13 protein-coding genes and 3 pseudogenes are annotated in these 18,509 nt (G+C 58.6%); 7 read left to right on the top strand and 9 right to left on the bottom strand.

Annotation, left to right across the window (positions count from 1 at the left end; translation table 11 throughout):
* Positions 1-189: 189 nt before the first annotated feature.
* Together NQV17_RS29520 and NQV17_RS29515 are read right to left on the bottom strand one after the other, a co-directional pair.
* Complete coding sequence (locus NQV17_RS29520; protein WP_257774981.1) at positions 190-1,029, bottom strand: ImmA/IrrE family metallo-endopeptidase; 840 nt, start codon at positions 1,027-1,029, stop codon at positions 190-192.
* Positions 1,026-1,352, bottom strand: a complete 327-nt coding sequence (locus NQV17_RS29515; protein ID WP_257774980.1) for a helix-turn-helix domain-containing protein — start codon at positions 1,350-1,352, stop codon at positions 1,026-1,028. Before NQV17_RS29515 ends, NQV17_RS29520 begins: the two co-directional genes overlap by 4 nt.
* A 322-nt stretch (positions 1,353-1,674) precedes the next feature.
* Here NQV17_RS29515 and NQV17_RS29510 point away from each other — a divergent pair, with 322 nt between their 5' ends.
* From NQV17_RS29510 to NQV17_RS29490, 5 genes are all read left to right on the top strand, one after another.
* Complete coding sequence (locus tag NQV17_RS29510; RefSeq protein ID WP_257774979.1) at positions 1,675-2,811, top strand: hypothetical protein; 1,137 nt, start codon at positions 1,675-1,677, stop codon at positions 2,809-2,811.
* Positions 2,812-5,118: a ThiF family adenylyltransferase gene (locus NQV17_RS29505; RefSeq protein WP_257774978.1), complete on the top strand. Its 2,307-nt coding sequence runs from the start codon at positions 2,812-2,814 to the stop codon at positions 5,116-5,118.
* Entirely contained in the window at positions 5,115-6,263 is a 1,149-nt protein-coding gene (locus NQV17_RS29500; protein WP_257774977.1) for a patatin-like phospholipase family protein, read from the top strand. Before NQV17_RS29505 ends, NQV17_RS29500 begins: the two co-directional genes overlap by 4 nt.
* 153 nt (positions 6,264-6,416) lie before the next feature.
* A complete protein-coding gene (locus NQV17_RS29495; RefSeq protein WP_257774976.1) occupies positions 6,417-7,847 on the top strand; it encodes a hypothetical protein in 1,431 nt (476 codons plus the stop codon).
* A gap of 102 nt (positions 7,848-7,949) precedes the next feature.
* The gene (locus NQV17_RS29490; RefSeq protein ID WP_257774975.1) at positions 7,950-8,759 is read left to right on the top strand and encodes a hypothetical protein; all 810 of its coding nucleotides are present in this window, start codon (positions 7,950-7,952) and stop codon (positions 8,757-8,759) included.
* Between the two features lie 529 nt (positions 8,760-9,288).
* Here the strand turns inward: NQV17_RS29490 and NQV17_RS29485 are convergent.
* From NQV17_RS29485 to NQV17_RS29475, 3 genes and pseudogenes are all read right to left on the bottom strand, one after another.
* Positions 9,289-9,549: a DUF6723 family protein gene (locus NQV17_RS29485; protein WP_257774974.1), complete on the bottom strand. Its 261-nt coding sequence runs from the start codon at positions 9,547-9,549 to the stop codon at positions 9,289-9,291.
* Between the two features lie 1,009 nt (positions 9,550-10,558).
* Entirely contained in the window at positions 10,559-11,476 is a 918-nt protein-coding gene (locus tag NQV17_RS29480; RefSeq protein ID WP_257774973.1) for a LysR family transcriptional regulator, read from the bottom strand.
* 71 nt (positions 11,477-11,547) lie between these two features.
* Positions 11,548-13,118, bottom strand: a pseudogene (locus NQV17_RS29475) (molybdopterin cofactor-binding domain-containing protein); the annotation flags it as partial.
* A 52-nt stretch (positions 13,119-13,170) separates the two neighbouring features.
* Between NQV17_RS29475 and NQV17_RS29470 the strand changes: the two are divergent.
* Positions 13,171-14,370 (top strand): annotated as a pseudogene (locus NQV17_RS29470) (IS3 family transposase).
* A gap of 166 nt (positions 14,371-14,536) precedes the next feature.
* Here the strand turns inward: NQV17_RS29470 and NQV17_RS29465 are convergent.
* The 3 genes from NQV17_RS29465 to NQV17_RS29455 all read right to left on the bottom strand — a co-directional run bounded on the left by NQV17_RS29465 (position 14,537) and on the right by NQV17_RS29455 (position 16,676).
* Positions 14,537-15,678 (bottom strand): IS3 family transposase gene (locus NQV17_RS29465; RefSeq protein ID WP_257774972.1). Its coding sequence is split into 2 segments (ribosomal slippage): positions 14,537-15,441 and positions 15,441-15,678, totalling 1,143 coding nucleotides; the frame shifts between segments, so codons are not numbered across the junction.
* Positions 15,679-15,821: 143 nt separating this feature from the next.
* Positions 15,822-16,301, bottom strand: coding sequence for a DUF1348 family protein (locus NQV17_RS29460; RefSeq protein ID WP_134256696.1), 480 nt, complete (start codon positions 16,299-16,301; stop codon positions 15,822-15,824).
* Positions 16,302-16,427: 126 nt separating this feature from the next.
* Positions 16,428-16,676 (bottom strand): hypothetical protein, encoded by a 249-nt coding sequence (locus NQV17_RS29455; protein WP_257774971.1) that lies wholly within the window; start codon positions 16,674-16,676, stop codon positions 16,428-16,430.
* A 165-nt stretch (positions 16,677-16,841) separates the two neighbouring features.
* On the opposite strand from NQV17_RS29455, the gene NQV17_RS29450 reads away from it, so the two are divergent.
* Positions 16,842-17,429, top strand: coding sequence for a TetR/AcrR family transcriptional regulator (locus NQV17_RS29450; protein ID WP_124489441.1), 588 nt, complete (start codon positions 16,842-16,844; stop codon positions 17,427-17,429).
* A gap of 482 nt (positions 17,430-17,911) precedes the next feature.
* Here NQV17_RS29450 and NQV17_RS29445 read toward each other — a convergent pair.
* A pseudogene (locus NQV17_RS29445) lies at positions 17,912-18,144 on the bottom strand (transposase); the annotation flags it as partial.
* Between the last annotated feature and the right edge of the window lie 365 nt (positions 18,145-18,509).

The raw sequence follows: 18,509 nt of genomic DNA, 5'->3' as shown, positions 1-18,509 counted from the left end.
GAGCGGATGCGAATTGGCCACATAAATCAGCAAGTTGAAATTTATGTGAATAGTCGTTAAAAATCAATGACGTATCGACATGTCAGCCTAACCTCGCAAATTTTCGGTTTCCTTGATGTGGGAGGAGCTAGCTGCATTCAATCCGTTGATGCCGCAGCTTGCGGCGGGCTGGAGCGGGAGTTCCGATTCTTACTCGTCTTCCTCTTCCGGCAGTTCGTCGACAAAAAGCAGCGTGACGCTGTAGCCGTCAAGTTGCTGTAGCGTTTGCTCTAGGATGGTTTCCGGTAAGGGCGGTCGCTTTTTTTCTTCAAGCCAAAGATATGCGGGCACGTTTTCCCACTCGAGACTCCGGGCGGTGGTAGATCGTCGGCGCGGAAGGGGATAGCCTTTTCGAACGCAAAGTGAGAACGGAAAGTCGGGGCCTTTGGTCCAGTAGCGCACGACGTTGTTATGGGCGAAGACAAATGCGACTGGATAGTCCGACAGTGCCTTATATCTCCAGATAGTTGCCTCAACGCTTACGTCAAACCGCGAACTCAAATCGACGACGTGCTCGAGTTCCGGCTCGCCATTAGCGTTCATCATTTTCTTGAAATCGTGGCGAGGCATAAGCAACTCCGCAGCGAATGCGTTTGCCTCGATCTCGATGTCCGGTATTTTCCCGCTCTTCGCGGCGACGGCCGAGGAGATGCTGATGTCAGCGGGTCTGCATTCGAAACGCTCTTGTTTGTGCCATGGAAGAAGGAAGTGACCTAGTTCATGGCCAACGGTGAATCTGCGTCGACGCGGATCAGTGCCTGCGCGGACAAAGATGGCTCCTCGGGACTTCTCCGCGTTGGCTACAAGCATCCCGGCGAATCCATCGCTTTCGAGTTCGCTGATTGACTCAATGCCGGCAAGTTGCGATAGCTCTTCAAGTGGCACGGGGGACGGCATCCCCGGATTCTGCCGGAAGATTTCGTCGGCGAGCGCCTCTGGGCTAGCTTTCCCATCGAGCTCCATCAAATCTAGCGTTACCGAACGGGTCATTTGTGATCCAGGCTTTCCTTGAAATGCCTGATCATCTGCTTGACCGTAGCCCGGTCCCTTTCAGAGAGCAGTTGGAGGTCTCGGAAGAACACTGTTGCCTCGTCATCTTCAGAGGGTGTGTCGCGACCGGTATCTAAGAGGAAATCCACTGTTACTTCAAAGTGAGCCGCCAATCTGGCAAGCAATTCAGCAGTCGGATTGGCGCTCTTGCCCTTTTCCAGCTCCCATATATGGGTCTTGGTTACACCGACTGCATCCGCCGTGGCTTGCAAGGACTCGGCCTTTCGCAAGCGTAATGTGTTGAGTTTTGCCCCAAGGGACATGGCTACATCTCCAGCGCTTTGGGTTGGCGAAATTCTTCTCATTATCTACCGTAAGATACACCCGAACGAACCTGTTGTCACGAGTTGCATGTGCGGGGCGTTAGATGTATCTTACGGATACGGCCGGTTCATCCACACGAGACCCAAGTAATAAGGGTTCAATGAACTAGGAGGTCGAGCGCTGCACGTGGCTCTCGTTCTGTTCTAACGGGAGCTGACTGACGCAGTCGACGCAGCCTTCTGGCGAGCGGTTTCTCGCTAACAAGGCTTCCCACTGGATCGTGTACCGGTGAGGCTCTGCAATCATGGACGGGAGTTCCAAGTGGCACAGCATGTACGGTTCTATCCAGTAGGGGACGGCGATACCAGTCAGATCATCCTCGAGAATGGCAAGCGCCTATTGTTCGATTTCCGTCACCTCAAAAAGACGGAGATTGGCGAATGTCCGGAAATCAACCTCAAGAAGCGTCTTCTCGACGAACTGGAGGCGGATGGACGGGACTATTTCGACGTCGTCGCGTTCACTCACGGTGACAAGGACCATCTCGAAAATAGCACGGAATTCTTCGAGCTTCGCCATGCCTTGAAGTATCAAGGGGGCGATCGCATCAAGATCAAAACGCTGTGGGTGCCTGCCGCCATGATTCTCGAGTCCGGCACCAACGACAATCAGTTTTCCGAATTTGTCATCTGGCGGCAGGAGGCACGTTATCGCCTTCGTGAGGGAAAGGGCATCCGGGTGTTTTCGAAGCCTGATTTGCTCAAGGAATGGCTGGAAGAAAATGGCTTGACGCTCGAATCTCGCAAGCATCTGATCACGGATGCGGGGCAGCTTGTGCCTGAATACACGCTCGCCGAAGATGGGGTTGAGTTCTTCTGTCACTCGCCGTTTATCAAACACGTTGACGAAGGTGACGACCTGCGCAACGAGGCGTCGCTGATCTTAAACGTTCGTTTCGAGAAGGCGGGGCAGCGGTACGACTACCTGGCGGTGGGTGACTCGACGTGGAACGTGCTCGAAGACATCGTTGCGATCACGAAATTCCACGGTAATGTGGACCGGCTCGAGTGGGATCTCTTTAACATTCCACACCACTGCAGCGCATACGCACTCAGCGACGATAAGGGGGATTTCGAGACAGTACCCAAGCCGGGCGTGAAGGAGTTGTTGCTGAAAGGCAAAGCGGGTGCGTACATCGTAAGCTCCAGCAGTCCGATTCTCGACACGCGCGAGGGTCGCGAGCAGTCGCAACCGCCCCATATCCAAGCGAAGAAGTGCTATCAGACCCACCTTCGCAAGGTCGGGGGAGCGAGGTTCCTTGTGACCATGGAAGAGCCCAACGCGTTCAAGCCGGAACCGATCGAATTCAAGATCGATATCTACGGCATTACCTGCAATATCGCCAAGGCATCGGCCGCCGCGCTTGCCACGGCTGTGGCCGCACCTCGGGCGGGCTAAATGGGGACGGCGTTCGCTGACTTTGGCACGCTGCTACCTGGCGTCAATGCCGGGCAGCTTCAGACAGAAGCTGCTCGGCGTCTTCTGGACACTTGCAAGAAGACCGCCTCGTTCGACGTCGTCGCGTTGCGTGCATTCGAACTCAATCAGAACGGCACGAACATGCGGGTCGCCGAAGCTATCGAGGTCGACTGCTGTGACGGTACCGTCCCCTCGCGTAATCCTGTCGGCATTAATCCGCGGGAGCGACTCCTGCTGATATATCGGCCGGGAGAAGGGATTCCGTATGACGTTCGCGCGTTGCGCGCTGATTTTCCAAGGACGCTACATCAAAATCACGTTGGCATTGACGAACCTCGTTCACTGTGCCTGTACTTCGAGCCGTGGAACACCGTCGAGCGTGCTTGGACACCCGAACGACATCTCGCTCGCATCACGTGGTGGCTCAGGGAAACTTCGCTTGGAACGTTGCATCGCAACGACCAGCCGTTGGAGCGAATGTATTTCGTCACGCCGTGGCAATTGGTGCTCCCGCCGGATTTCCACGCCCGGTCGCTTTCGTCGGGTGAAGTGTTATCTCTTCATGCGGTTGAATCCGGCGCGGGCAGCGCGGAGGTGTTCGTCGGACAGTTCGCGCCCAGGCAATCGGTCGGGCAGGCTGGCAAAACTGTTGCGGATGTTTTGCCGATTGCCATCGCACCCATCGTCCATCACGCGATCAGTGACTATCCGCACACACTGGGAGAATTCGAAGATCAACTGGTCGAGCGAGGTTCGAGCCTTATTGGCGAACTGAACCGCATGATCGAAGTTGGCACCCCGTCCGAAGGGCTGGAGTTGAAGCCGGGCGGTCTGGGGACCGTTATTGTCGTCCGAATGCCGGTGGTTGCTGCGGCGGATGTTGAGCCAGCGCGAGTGGATCTGCAAGGATTCCTGGTCAAGGCGAGCATCGCGCAACTGGGTATCGCTTGCGGGGTGCTCATCGACGGAAAGGATGGAAGGGCCTACATCGACTCGATGGCGAGGCTCGCGCCTGTCGTTGATGGAGCGGAAGTAGTCAAAGATGGGTGGCGCGCTTTTGCAGTCGAGCCGTTGGATGTTCGTATCGCACCGACCAAAGCGGATGCGCGAGCAATTTCAGGGGTGAAGAACGAAGGCGCTGAGTTTGACGGTCTCATCGCCGGCGTTGGGGCCTTGGGTAGCGCGATGGCAGACATGTGGTCGCGAGCCGGTTGGGGCAAGTGGACGGTGGTCGATGACGATGTGCTGAAGGCGCACAACGTAGCGCGGCACCAAGCGCGATACGATCAGGTTGGGCGGTCAAAGGCGATTGCCGTTGCGGAATTGATGCAAAGGAACTTCTTCCCGGGCGTTGATGTAACGACTGGAATACATGCGAAAGTTGCTGACGCCGCTCCGGCCGTGAAGGAAGCCATTAAATCGGCGGCCTTGCTGGTCGATGCCACGACGTCTTTCAATGCGCCACGGGATTTGTCCTCTAGCGATGAGGTCCCGCGTTCCGCGTCAACGTTCTTGACACCATCGGGTTTCGGCTCAGTTCTCCTGTTGGAGGACGACCAGCGTAGCGTAAGGCTTTCTTCACTGGAACCACAGTATTACCGCGCCGTTCTAGAGAGCGATTGGGGGGCACAGCACCTTGCGGGCCACTACGGACAGCTATGGGTCGGCGGCGGATGTCGAGATATATCGGCCGTGATTTCGGCTGAATTGATAAACCTGCACGCGGCAACCCTCGCTCGTCAGTTGCGCCTGAGTGCTGGGTTTCCAGAAGCACGAATGTCGGTTTGGACGCTTGACGATTCAACCAGCAGCTTGCTCGCAACCGATATTCCTGTCGCCAGGCCGCTGTTCGGGGAGAGTGGCGGATGGCGGGTCGTCTGGGATGATGAGCTCCTCGCCAAGTTGCGCACGATGCGCGGTCGCCGCCTGCCCAACGAGACCGGAGGTGTTCTGCTCGGATATTGGGATCTTCCGCTGAATACCTGCTTTCTCGTTGATGCCTTGCCGGCTCCTTTGGACAGCGTTGAGGAGCGGACCGGTTTCATACGCGGGACTGCCGGACTGCAGGAAGCTCTCGACGAGTGCCGTCGCAGAACCGCGCGCATCGTTGATTATGTTGGCGAGTGGCACTCGCATCCTGACTTCGTCTCCAGTCGGCCCAGCACCGAAGACTACGCACTGCTTGACCATATGGCGACCGTCATGGCAAACGACGGCCTGCCAAGCGTAATGCTCATTGTCGGCGACTCCGATGTCACCATTTTGACCGGCCTGGAGAAATCTTGACTACTGGAACGCAAGGACAGGTAGAACTCGGCCTCGCACTATCGGGCGGTGGAGTGAGAGCGGCGGCATTTCACGCGGGGGTGCTGCAGTATTTTGCAGAGCAGGGGCAGCTCGAGGACGTCGGTCACGTGTCGTCCGTCTCCGGTGGAAGTCTCTTTGTCGGGCTTGTAATGAGCAGGTCAAAGTATGAATGGCCTACATCGGTTGCCTATAGGGACCAGGTGTTCATGGATATCAGGACCGTTCTGACTACGACCTCGCTGCAGCGCTCGGCGCTGTTCCGTATGCTTGGCAATCCGCTGAACTGGCGATTCCTGACGTCGCGGGCCAACATCATTGAGCAGGCTATCAGGGCCGTCTGGAAAATCGACGTCCCGATTGGAAGCCTGAAGCACATCCCTGTCTGGTCCATCAATGGAACTAGCGGCGAGACCGGTGTACGTTTTCGATTCAAAGGTGGCCGGATGGGCGACTATCAATCCGGTTATGCGTCAGTTTCTCACCTGAACCTCGCTTCCGCCCTTGCGGTGTCGGCCGCATTCCCCGGCCTTATCGGCCCGCTTGCAATCCGGACGAGGGATTTCCAGTGGATGAAGCGCGAACATTGGAATTCGCCAGACGGCGAAAAACCTTATGACATGCCGTATGCGCGACTGCATCTCTATGACGGTGGAATTTACGACAACCTTGGAATTGAACCTCTTTTTGATGTTGGTAAGCAGCGACTCAAGAATTCAGGTGACGAGCGCGTTTCCCGGTTGATCGTGTCCGATGCGGGAGCGGCGTTCTTCCGGAAGCCGATACCACACCCGCTGAACCCAAGACGCTTCCGGCGAATTGCCGACATCGCTTTGGAGCAGACTCGGGCGCTGAGGGTCCGAAGCTTCGCCAATTTCCTTCAATCAAATGCAGGCGCTGGTTTGTATCTACGCATCGGCGACGACGCTGAAACAGCTTTCAGAAAGTGGAAGGACAGAGTAAGCGGGACATCTTTGAATGAGCATAATTGGCTCAGCAAGGAACTCGCGACTCGAGCAGCGCGCGTACCGACAACTTTGGATCGGCTTGATGAAGAGGTGTTTGATCTGCTTGCCCGGCACGGCCGCGAAACAGCTAAGTGGAACAATGAAATGTGGTGTCACTGAGCCGACCATGAGTCCAGCTGCACGTGTTGGAAGAGCTTTTCGAGGGGATCTCGAATAGCTTACTCCCCAGCATGGAACAATCACTCTCTGTTCGCGCCCGTCGCTTTATCGCCACCTTGGGCGATCACCCCTCAAGAGCCAATATTAAAAAAAATGAAGGACGTCCTTTTTACATTCCTGTGGCCTTACGTTTCCACTTTGCTAGGAGCTGCGTACAACATTCAACAAGCGTTTGACGGTCTCGGGTTGCGCTCCATCAACTTCGTCCAGCTCGATCCACACGGCAGGATTGTGGCGAGCTACTGGTCTGCACAAGAGGCGGCCATGCCCATTCTCGGCTTACTCATTGTGACAACGGTCTGCATCGCTTGTTGGACGATGCTGTCAGGCTATGTCGTTGCAAGAAAGAGCGGTGCTGTGTATGCGACTGCGCTAATCGTATTACCCGGAACCTTGAGCCTTGCCTCGCTTTGGCCCCAGCTTTCCCCCTTGCCGGAAACGTACTATGTCGGAGGTGCTGGCGTATATGGGAGTACGATTGGGACGGTGACGCTGGTCGTTACGGGAATGTTGCTGGGGTGGAGCACGTCGATTCTGCTCGTCGACATTTGCCGCTTCAAAAAGAACTTTTGGTACTTGTACGACCACGTTTGGACTGCATTGGGCCTTTTGGCGGCGATTTTCTTTGTAGTAGACGCGCAGACGAATGATCACGTCGGCCAATTGCGGGCCAGCTCCAACACCTCTCAGGCCGCAAGCGCGTACCTGCTTAAGCAGACCGTAGCGTATGAGACTTGGTGTCGCGAAACTGAACATGACAGCACGTTGTCATGTCAATGGGCTTCAGGCGTACAACAAACGCTGCTCGATTATACGACCTCCATCCCGGTGATTTTTGAGACGTTTGGCCCGAAGTCGTCGGCAGATGTGTATAGGGCGAACGGAAGGCAATTTGATGCCCAAGACATCCTGACCATCCGACGAGAGATTGCTGCATACAACAGGATGATCTGCCCCATACAGGATCTCGGCAACGGCATACAGAAGCTCGCGCCTACGTCTGAACGTTGTCAAATGACTCCCCCCACATTCTGTCCGGCATATCCCGATCCTATCGATGGCAAGATCGATAAGGACGGCGTGCTCTCGACTATGGCGGTTTCGAGCGAATGCATCATTCCTGCACTGGTCGCCCTTCGCAACACTCAAGAACGCCTCAATAAAAAGGTTAGCAGCGACACGAAAGGGAAAACCTATAGGTGGCTTTACTTCCTGATCTTTTCGGCTCTCGTCGGCGCAAAGATTGCAGGCTCCACGGTCAAGCTGGTCGCGATGGACGATAGAGACGACTCAGAAACACGACGGAGCCTTTATGCCTTGCGCAAGCTCACCGTGTTGCCGGCGCATTTCATTCGCTACATGTGGCCATGGATTTGCGCGTTCTTTGGACTGATGTATAGGCTCGCATCAATCCTCATTCGCAGCTCGCGATGCTTATCGGCACGGATGTGCAGGGTGTTCACGACACGCCGCAAGACTGAGTCAAAAATCAGGGGCCCGGCGCGCAAGCGCGACTCGGAATAGGGAAGCGACACAGCCAGCGCAGCGTGGAATATCGGCGAACCCGCCCACGCCAAGAAGGGGCCGTTACGCAGCAAGGGCCACTGTTTCCCGCTTGGTGTTCCGGTGTATCAGACGAACCTCGAAGACTCCATTGAGCTGGTCCAGCACCGGCGAAACGCGCAAGATTACCCGTATGAGTCAGCCTCGCAATTAACCGCCATGAAATCGACCATCTTGAACGCCGCCGAAAGCTTGCGGAACCCCGAAAACACGGCAGACCCAGACCCGCGCACAACGACGTTCCCTGGGCAGGCTCTGCCGTCCCTGGTCGCTCACCACCACGACATCGAGGCCATTCAGCTCATCGTCGACGTTCCGGAAGCCGTGGCCATTCAGTTCGAGACGGCCCGTAACCTCTACCTTTATGCTTGGCACGTATACCGCTTCTTTCCAGTGGCTCAAAGCCAAGTGCTATTCACACTGGAGCTTGGGCTCAGATTACGGTTTCCCGCTCGACTGCCTCCGCCATATCAGCGTCCAAGGCAGCCACACGCAATGCTGTCCGGCCTGCTGGACTACGCAATAGATCAAGGCCTCATCCGAAACGAAGGTTTCCGTCGGTGGCATCGAGTCGCCGAAGACCGTGCGCGGGAGCGCCGATCAATGGAAATCTTCCAAACGATGATCGACCAGCAACTCGACGCCATAGAGGTCGACGACGACGAGTCACTCAACGCTACTCCAGAAGATCAGGGTTGGGACTTGGTGAGGATACTGCGAAGGAGCCTTCCCAGTTTGCGGAACGAATTGGCCCATGGCTCGTCAATGTTGACGAACCAAGTGCTGGGGACCATTGAACTGGTCGCGGAAATCCTGTCGCAAATCTATGCACCGGACTCGGGCGCAACGGTTTCTGGGACCAGCCAACGGTAGCGGTTCGCCCGAACGGTACAGCGTCCGCACATCATCGGCATGGCACCTCATTTTCCGCTACGAGGCGTGACGCCGTGGACTGTCCCCGCGCGTAGTCAGCGGCAACCGCGTAGCCGTTGGCGTCGCAGCGGTGGGATGTCGACGGGCTCAGTCGAAGAAGTGGACGCCCTCGCTCGGCATGCAGCGGCGGTCAGTGCCGTCGCGACGCGACGAGCATGCGGCGCGTGACTCGTGCATCGGCACCTGACGCCTTTTCGATGCGATGCAGTGTCTCGTCGCAGCGGCCGTTAAGGTCGCTGTGGACGGCGCAAAGTGCCACCGGGTCGGCCGGTGGGCAGGGGCGTTCATGGTCGCTCCACGGCACGGCTGCGGCTACGCAGAGGTGTTGAGGTCGCTTAATTTCGCTAGACGAGACGATTAATCGGCCAGCTAGCTCAATCAAGCAGCCACAACGGTAGTGTCGAGGCGGTACAGATCGCCGCGACGAGCCCTGCTGGACAGACCCGTCGTGCGACCAGTACGGTTGCCACTACATGTCAGGGTGATCCAGATCGCCCTGTACAATGCGCTCACCCATTACCTGGGCGGCCGCAAGCGCCTCCTGCTGCGTTGAAAACGGACCGATATCCGGGGCTCCGTCGAACGGGAAGAGAAGACGACCGTCGGTCTTGCGCACCACACGGAGCACGCCAAAAAATCGGCGATAGCCACGCAACCGGCTACCGGCCGACACGTCGAAATCGACTTCCGATTTTGCGGGAATGCTGGGAACGAACGTGCTGGACGGCATGGCAAAACCTGCTGCGTTTAGTGCGATTGGCGGAGAGCCGCTATTTTCTCACGCATCTTCTCCGGGGGCACGCAGGGTGGTCGGCGAGCAGCATGTTCGAAGGGATCCGGCATTGGTGGGGGGCCAACGCGTGGTAGGCCGCCCAGTTGGATTTCGCAGCATCACACACCCTGGCGGTGAGCATATACGGGACGCAAATGTGGTCCCGGATGTGAGCGAGCAGTCGTGGAATGTGGACATACCATGCCCCCAGATCAGCGACAGTATCGGCCTCTAGCTGGCGGCGAGCGCAAGGCATCACCACATTAACGGACCTCACACTTGGATTCCAATCCGGCGCCGGTGGTGGACAGCGATCGCCAGCCTCAGCGCGAGCGGCGTGCGCGCACACATCGTCGTAGATGACTCGCCGACCACCGCTACATCAGCAATCCAGCGTCGCTCGGCAAAGCGTTATGAATTCTTAGTTAACCTGCGTGAAATCGTCGGCGAGTCCACTTAGCACCCGCGCGTCCCCAAGATCGTCGGCGTTCGGGTGACGACGGAACTCCTCGGGGACGACCCAGATACAGCCAGCCGTCTTGCCGTCGAACGACGTGTGGTCGCCCAGTTCCTTAGATAGCATGTACCATGATATAGAGGCGATGATACGCTTGGCGCAAGGTTCGCAACGCTAAATTTCACGTAATTGATAAATGACATCTTTTATCGGGAGATCAGCCTCAAATTGTAGTGAGACTTGAACCCGGAGCTGTTTGACGATGGCACTTTATCGGGGCTGTTATACCGACTCGATAGACTGAAGTGGAGGACAGTTATAGTTCCGCTCCTTCATTTCAGGACACACCGGAAGGAGCGGATAGAGCTGCTGGCCCAATTGCAGGCGCTACCGGGGAACCGCCGCCAGCACCGATGGCAGCGGCGCGTTCCAAGGCGGGCGACGCGTTCGCCGAGTGAGGTCAGTCCAGTTGATCCGCATGGTTGGTGCCGGTGGCGCGTCAGTCGCCGCTCAGATTCGCTTGCCCTGCAGCGTAGCGATCTGTGCATACAGGCTGGCCAGCCAGTCGACGAACAGCTTTAGCTTCGCCGGCATGTGACGATTCGGCGGATACAACACGGAGACCGGCCGCGGTGGCGGACTGAAATCCGCGAGCACTTCATGCAGCGCGCCGGACTTCAGGTACGGCTGAACGAAAAACAGCGTGGTCTTGATCAGACCGAGACCTGCGAGCCCGCACGCGATGTAGGTGTCCGCTTCATTGACGGCGACGATTCCTCGCATTTGGACAACGCGGGTCTCGCCGTCGACGACGAAATCCCAGATCCGCGGGCGGCCGGTATCGGCTGAGACATGACAGACCGCGATGTGTTGCGCAAGTTCGTCGACCGTTTCCGGGACTCCGTGTCGTTCGATATACGATGGTGCCGCACAGATGCAGGTTGTGAGGCTGCCGATCCGCTTCGCGATCATCCCGGAGTCATCGAGTGCGCCGACCCGCACGACGCAGTCGACGCCCTCGCCGACGAGGTCGATCTGACGATCGGTCACGCCGAGTTCTACCGTGATGTCCGGATGGGCGGCGAGAAAGGCGGGCAGTGCAGGCACCACGATCTGCTTCGCCATCGCCGGCGGCAGGCTCACTTTCAGGCGACCTCGCGGCGCGTTGCGCGCGTGCGAGACCGACGCTTCCATATCGTCGATCTCGCGCAGCACGGCGACACAGCGTTCGTAGTATTCCTGGCCGTCCTCGGTCAGCGATAGGCTGCGGGTCGTTCGGTTCAACAGCCGGCAGCCGAGATGTTGTTCCAGCGTACGCAACAGCTTGGACACATACGGCGTCGTCATGCCAGTCGTGTCCGATGCGCGCGTGAGGCTGCCCGTCTCGACGATGCGCGTGAATATGCGCATCGAAAGCAGTGTATCCATCGGTTGCGGATGCCCTCCTGGTGGGTCATTGGCGTCGGTACAAGCCGACGCCTCAATACATTCTTGTGTGTCTATGTTTCGATGCGCTTCCGGAGTTCGTCTCCTGCGAATGGGATTTCACGCTTGCGCTGCCCCGTCGCATTGAAGATCACGTTCGCGAGCGCGCCTGCGGTTGGCCCCATCGAGCCCTCGGCCGCGCCGAGAAACGGCGAACCGGGGCGGTTGATCAGGTGAACCTCGGGCTACGGGGCGCCGCCGAGAAGCGCTGGATCGAGTACCCGTTCCTGTCGAAGCTGCGGATCCGCTTCGAGTTTTCAGTTCCTCGTACCGCGTCCGGCTCACTCCCTGAATGATACCGCCCTCGATCTGATTTCGGATACTGTCGGACGACATGACCTGCCCGGCGTCGACGGCCACGTCTGCGTACTCGAGTGTCACGTGGCCGGTTTCAGGGACGGCCCAGATCTCGATCGCCATCGCGACATACGCCATGAGGCTCTTGCACCTCCCGAACGGGAAGTTGAGGCCATGATCGCGCGCCCGCGGCGGCCGCGCCAGCCGAAGTGCGCCGCCGCCTGCTGGACCACGCGCCGTGCGCGTGTCCTTCGTGTTGGGGTGGCCGGAACTCGACCGGATCGACGTCGGCCACGTGCGCGAATTCATCCGGAGGCTCTCGATCGGCCACACGTTCGTGTGCACGCCGAGCGAACGCATCGCCGAGGTCTGAGGTGGCATCGTCGGCGAGAAGTTGTTGACGATGTGCATCTTCGGGAACGTGTACAGAGGAATCGCGTTGCGACCGCCGCCACCCTCCTGCCGCAGCATTGGCATCGACAGCGCGGACACGGGCAGCGTCTCGAGCATCAGCGCGGGCAGCAGCCGGCCGGCTTTGACGATCTGCGCGTTGTGCGAGCTGCTCCACTGCGCGTACCGCCAGTCGACGATGTGGTCGCTCGCGTCGATCGACGCGCTGATCTCGGTGACCATCGCGGGCGTGAATTGATCCCACGCGCCTTCCTGCTCGGGCACCCACTGGACCCTGAGCCTCTTTTCCGGCATCGCGGCCGCGTCGTCCGCGCCGTTGTGCCGGCAGCGGCCGGTGCCTCGGTGTAAATGCAACGGATGCTCGGCTTCGCCATCGAAAGACTCTCGGGGAGCGCATCGCGCAGCGGATAGGCGCCCAGAGAGTGGGCCCACACAGTCAGCACGCCATTCTCGAGCTGCTCGACCGAGTACCATGGCCCGATGGAACCGTGCAGCAGATAATTCTTCCGGAAGGTCGCGGTCAGCGTCTTTGAGGCCGGTGGGGTCGCCGCATGCGTATTGACGACCTCGATCGGTTGCGTCGCGAAGCGCTTCAGGTCCTCGTGAACCTTGACGCGATCGGGCAGCGGCGGCCCGCGCGACCATTTGCAACTTGCGGCGCGCGCACGCTGCCCGACGCTCGCCTGCCATTCGCCGCGCGCGGCGACCGCGAGCATGCTGCCGTCGACGACAATCCGAATGACGCCGGGCATCCGCGCAATTGCAAGCTCGACGAACGAAAGCAGCATCGCGTCGTAGACTGGCGGTATCACGACGCGAGCGTGCAGCATCCCGGGCAGCTGCATGTGATGTACGAGATGACGCCGCCAGTCACCTTGACCCTGCCTCGATTCCACGTACAGCGAGAAGTTTGATAACTTTTTACCTGTATGGTGAAGAACATGGCGGAGCACGTGGTACCCAGACGGCAGTACACGAAGGAATTCAAGGTTGAGGCGGTGCGGCTCGCTGAGAGCGTCGGTCAGCGTGAAGCCTGCTCGCAGGCTGGGCGTGCCGGTGGCGACGCTGGGGAACTGGTGCCGTGATCAGTGCGATGGCATTGCGCAGGTCGCAGCGGCGCCGGCGTCGAGTGCACCGAGCTCAAGTCCTCGTCCGGTTAGCGACTTGGAGGCCGAGAACAGCCGTCTGCGTAAGGAACTGGCCAGCGCAAAGCTGGATATCGAAATTCTTCGAAAGTCGACGGCGTACTTCGAAAAGGGGGCGCGGTGAGGTACGCCTGGATTGACGCACATCGCGTCCAGTACAGCGTAAGTCGGCTTTGCCGGGTTCTGGGTGTGTCGCGCGGCGTATATTGCCGGCGGCGCGGCAGGGAGCCAAGTCGGCGGGCACCGGCCAATGCCATGTTGGACGCTGAGGTCGCCGCCGTTCATCGTGCCAGCCGCGGCAGCTATGGCCGTCCTCGAATCGTGCGGCAGTTGCGAGCTCAGGGCCGGCCGGTGAGCGCCGAACGCGTGCGTGCAGCCTGCAACGCCAGGGGGCTACGTCCGGTCTCCAAGCGCCCGTATCGGGTGACGACGGATTCGACGCATCGCTTGCCAGTGGCGCCGAATCTGTTGGATCGGCGTTTCGACGGCTGGCGGCCCAATCAAGCCTGGGTAAGCGACATCACGTTCGTGAGGACCGGCGAGGGCTGGTTGTATCTGGCGGCGATCCTGGATCTGGCGAGCCGGCGCATCGTCGGCTGGTCGATGTCCGAGCGGATCAACGTGGATCTGGTCTGCCAGGCGTTGCGCAGCGCGTGCCGGCAACGCAAACCGCCACAGGGATTACTGCTGCACTCCGATCGCGGCGCCCAATATGCCAGTCGCGCGTACCGGAAATTGACCGCCGGGTTCAAGATAAACGTTTCAATGAGCCGCCGTGCCAACGCCTGGGATAACGCCCCGATGAAAAGCTTCTTCAAGACGCTGAAGGTCGAAAGAATCTACCAGACTCACTACGAAACGCGTGCTCACGCCCGCCTGGATATCGTCGATTGGATCGAGGGCTATTACAATCGGCAGCGCCTGCATACCTCGATCGACTTCCTTACCCCCGTCGACTACGAGGCCAGCTTGATCGCGGCATGAGTTGCTGTACGTGAAAACGAGGCAGGGTCATCACCAGTGTTACGCCTTCGACGACAGGCCGCCCCTCCTACCATCCGGCAGTGCTGCCGAAAATATACATCTACGGCTACCTAAACCGGATAGACGCCTGGAGCGCGAATTGGACCCGCCAGAGTTTCATAGACACTCACGAGCCGTTTAACGCGTAGCGCCGCTCAAACTCAATCGGTGAAAGATCGCCGGCGGAACCATGCCGACGAACCGGGTTATAAAACATTTCGATGTAATCGAACAGGTCCGAGGTCACCGTCGCCCGACTCGGATAGATGCGCCGCTTGATTCGCTCCTTTTTTAGGGCGCTGAAGAAGCTCTCGGCCACGGCATTGTCGTGGCAATTACCGCGCCGACTCATGCTTGGCACCATATGGTGCGCCTTCAGGAATGACTGCCAGTCATCGCTCGTGAATTGACTACCCTGATCGGAATGCACCATGACACCGGGTCCCGGTTTGCGTTTCCAAACCTCAGCCGACAGCGCCTGTAAAACGAGATCGCTGGTCATCGTCGAGCGCGTAGCCCAGCCGACGATCTGGCGCGAGTACAGATCCATAACAGCCGCCAAAAACAGCCAGCCCTCGTAGGTCCGGATGTACGTGATGTCCGTTAGCCAGACCCGGTTCGGTGCGGTTGGCGCGAACTCACGGTTCAGCACGTTGGCGATTACGCCGACCGGACCACCCCGATAGCCGGGCTTGCTGCCATAGCCCACTTCTGCCCGCAGACCTTCGCCTTTCATGAGGCGATGGACGCGGTGACGGCTGCACGTTTCTCCCGATTCACGCAAATCCACCGTGACCTTGCGGTAGCCATAGACGCCGCCGCTGGCCAGCCAGGAATGCTTGATCAGACCGAGCAATCGATCATCCTCACGCTTGCGGACACCGACGGTCTGCCGCTGCCGGACGTAATAACCGCTGCGATGCACGCCAAGGACTCGGTACATCGAGTGCAGGCGGAACTCGCCGAGATGGGCTCGCATGAACGCGTACCTTGCCGCTATCCCTTTGCAAAGTACGCGGCGGCTTTTTTTAGAATGTCGCACTCCTCGGTCATGCGCTTGAGCTCGGCCTTCAGTCGCCGAACCTCGGCGCTCTGATCCAGCTCCGCTTGCCGCACGACGTCGGGCTTGCCGAACTTCAGTTTCCAGGCGTAAAGGCTGTGGGTTGTGATGCCCAGCCGCTGCGCCACATCCGCCACCGAATGACCCCGTTCGGTTACCTGTTTGACTGCCTCGATCTTGAGCTCATCCGTGTACCGCTTGACGCTCATCCTGACCTCCTCGGTTGCCATAAATTATGACTCGAAGATGTCTACGAAAGGCTGGCCGGTCCAACAGTCGTCGCAGAGACTGCCTCACCGTTGCCATTTTTCCCCGCGTTCTTCCAGCTGAATCGATACGATCAGCCTAGCTATTAGAGGCCGAGATCCGACAAGCCGGGATGATCATCCGGACGACGGCCGAGCGGCCAATGGAATTTCCGCTCCTCTTCCTTGATTGGCAAATCGTTGATGCAAGCGTAGCGATTCAGCATCAGACCGTCCTCGCGGAACTCCCAGTTCTCGTTACCATAGGACCGGAACCAGTTGCCGGAGTCGTCATGCCATTCGTATGCGTAACGCACGGCAATGCGATTGCCGCCGAACGCCCACAGTTCCTTGATCAGACGATACTCGTGCTCCTTCTTCCACTTGCGCTCAAGAAACCCTCGGGCTTCATCGCGGCCGTTCGCGAATTCAGCACGGTTGCGCCAGCGAGTATCCAGGCTGTACGCGAGGGACACTTTGGCAGCGTCGCGGCTGTTCCAGCCATCCTCGGCCAGGCGCACTTTCTCGATGGCGGATTCGCGTGTGAAAGGAGGAAGCGGCGGACGGAGTTCAGTGTTAGTCGACATGGTGTTACCTCAATGGCTGGTGGATGAAGACCCGATTCCGGGCCGAAGGGTGGATAAGAGCAGTCCTGCGTGTTCTCGATCGCTTAGTCTGGCGACTAGGCCGCGTGCATGGCGGACTTCGCTCGCTTACACCGCGAAGGTGATGTAACCGCCCGAGTGCGTCATGATGTGCGCCCAACGCACGGCCGCGTGCAGGCCCTCGGCGCATGCAAAGTCGCTGCCGTCAATCGCGACGACCCACTGGTCTTCTTTGAGGCGAAGCGCGAGTCGTTGGTGGTCGACCAGCTCGCTGTACCAGCGCCATGTGGCCGGATTCAACTTATCGGCCTGCAGAGCTTGATGAAGGGCAGTGACTTCGCAATCCGAGGGGCACATGGCAGTCTCCTTGACGTACCCATCTTGAATGATTGAGACAGGTCTGTATCAATAGTGGTGTAGACAGGTCTGTCTGTCAAGAAATTTCTGTGCCTCTCGACGCCTGTCCAGAGACAGGTCTGTCTGCCATAATGGAAACATGATTTGGCAAAAAAAGGGGCCGAAATGTCACAACCCTCCGCACGCGACCGGATATTGGAAACCGCGGCGCACCTGTTCTATCAGGACGGGTTCCGTGCCACGGGCATCGACAAGATCATCGCCGAGTCAGGCGTCGCAAAAATGTCGCTTTACCGGCACTTCGCCTCCAAGAGCGAACTTATTGCAGCGTTCCTGGATCGTCGTCATGAGTTCTGGATGCGCTGGTTTGTCGAAGAGGTGGAGGCTCGTTTTGCTCAGCGAGCCGAGCTGTCCGTCATCGCGGAAGCCTTGGGTGAATGGTTCGCGCAGGAAGACTTCCGTGGTTGCGCCTTTATCAATGTGGTCGCCGAAGCCGGGTCGACGGGAGACCCGGGGCACCTTCAGCAGGCCGTATCCCATAAGCACGCACTTGAGCAGTACATTTCTGAACTTGCTGGCCGCCTCGGGCTCCAGTCGCCTGCTACCGTCGCCGCAGATGCGATGCTCTGCGTAGAAGGCATGATTGTGCGCTATCAGGTGACACATGATTCGACAGTGATTGATTCGGGCAAGCGCGTACTGGCGAGAATCGAAGAAGGCGCCTCAACAAGGCGCAGGTCCAAAGCTGCCTGACACTGACGTCTAGGACAAAGTCGCCGCGAGGGCCACGGTCGGGACACTATTTTGCAATATGGGATTGCATAGCCAATTTTCCTAGTTCGTCCGCTTTGCAGCGAGGAGCTGACGTCTGCATGTCCCAGCGAATGGATGATCGAATGTCGCCTGGTGGCCGACACCCGCCCGACGCGGTCGGCAGTCCCCGACCCGAAGCGGTCTATCTATCGCAGAAAATCGAGTGGCCGGTATGCGAACTCAACCGGCCGCTCGACCCAGATCAGAACCTGTCCCCCATGCAGGATGGCGGCATGAATATGGTTTCGTGGCTCTGCGCGGCAGGCGCGATTATTCTCAGGTCGTCGGAGCGTTGTCAGGCTGGCGGAGATGGCCAGGTCACGGGGTAGATAATAGGAATCCCTATCAATGAGCGTTGACGACTGCTTCGTCCACCGTCCAAGACATGCCACGCAACTAAGGCCGCGTCGTCCAGCCCGAGGCACGCGGCAGAACCATCGATACGCAACGTAAGATGTACCTCTTCACATGAGCTGCGTCCGGACCGGACACCGAAGCAATAGCCCACGATCAACTCGCGGATCATGAGCCCTGGATCAATCGATGGCCATCCCATCGGGCTGTAGAATAGCGCGGGATGCTGACGTCGATCACGAAGGTCGAGGAAGCAAGCGACGCCTCTTAACAGATGCTCGCGAGGGACATGCTTGTCGATGTCAAAAGAGTTCCGGTGTGCCGTTGCCCCATCTTTTCATCGGACTTCACGGGCGTATCTCCTTCGCCGAAACAGCCTCAGTGGTGCCTGGCCTGATGCTGGAGGCGGTCGACGTAGCGCGACCGCCGGCCCCAACAAGTTCCGCCGACTACTATCGATGGCACCGCGGTCGCCCAGGTGTATCCTGATATGGTCATTGCTTCCGTGGGAACGAATGTAGCGTCTCACAACCCATGACGGGCGGCGGCATGATGGTAGCCTTCGCCCGATAAAGACCTGCATAGGGTTCCGATGCCAATGGGTAACAGCCTCCAGATCCTGTGGGACGATGGCGAGCGCGTCTTCTGTCGACGGCGACGCCCGGA

This window comes from Burkholderia sp. SCN-KJ (genome assembly GCF_024656005.1).
Classification (GTDB): Bacteria; Pseudomonadota; Gammaproteobacteria; order Burkholderiales; family Burkholderiaceae; genus Burkholderia.
This window is presented reverse-complemented; position numbering and strand designations above follow the sequence as displayed.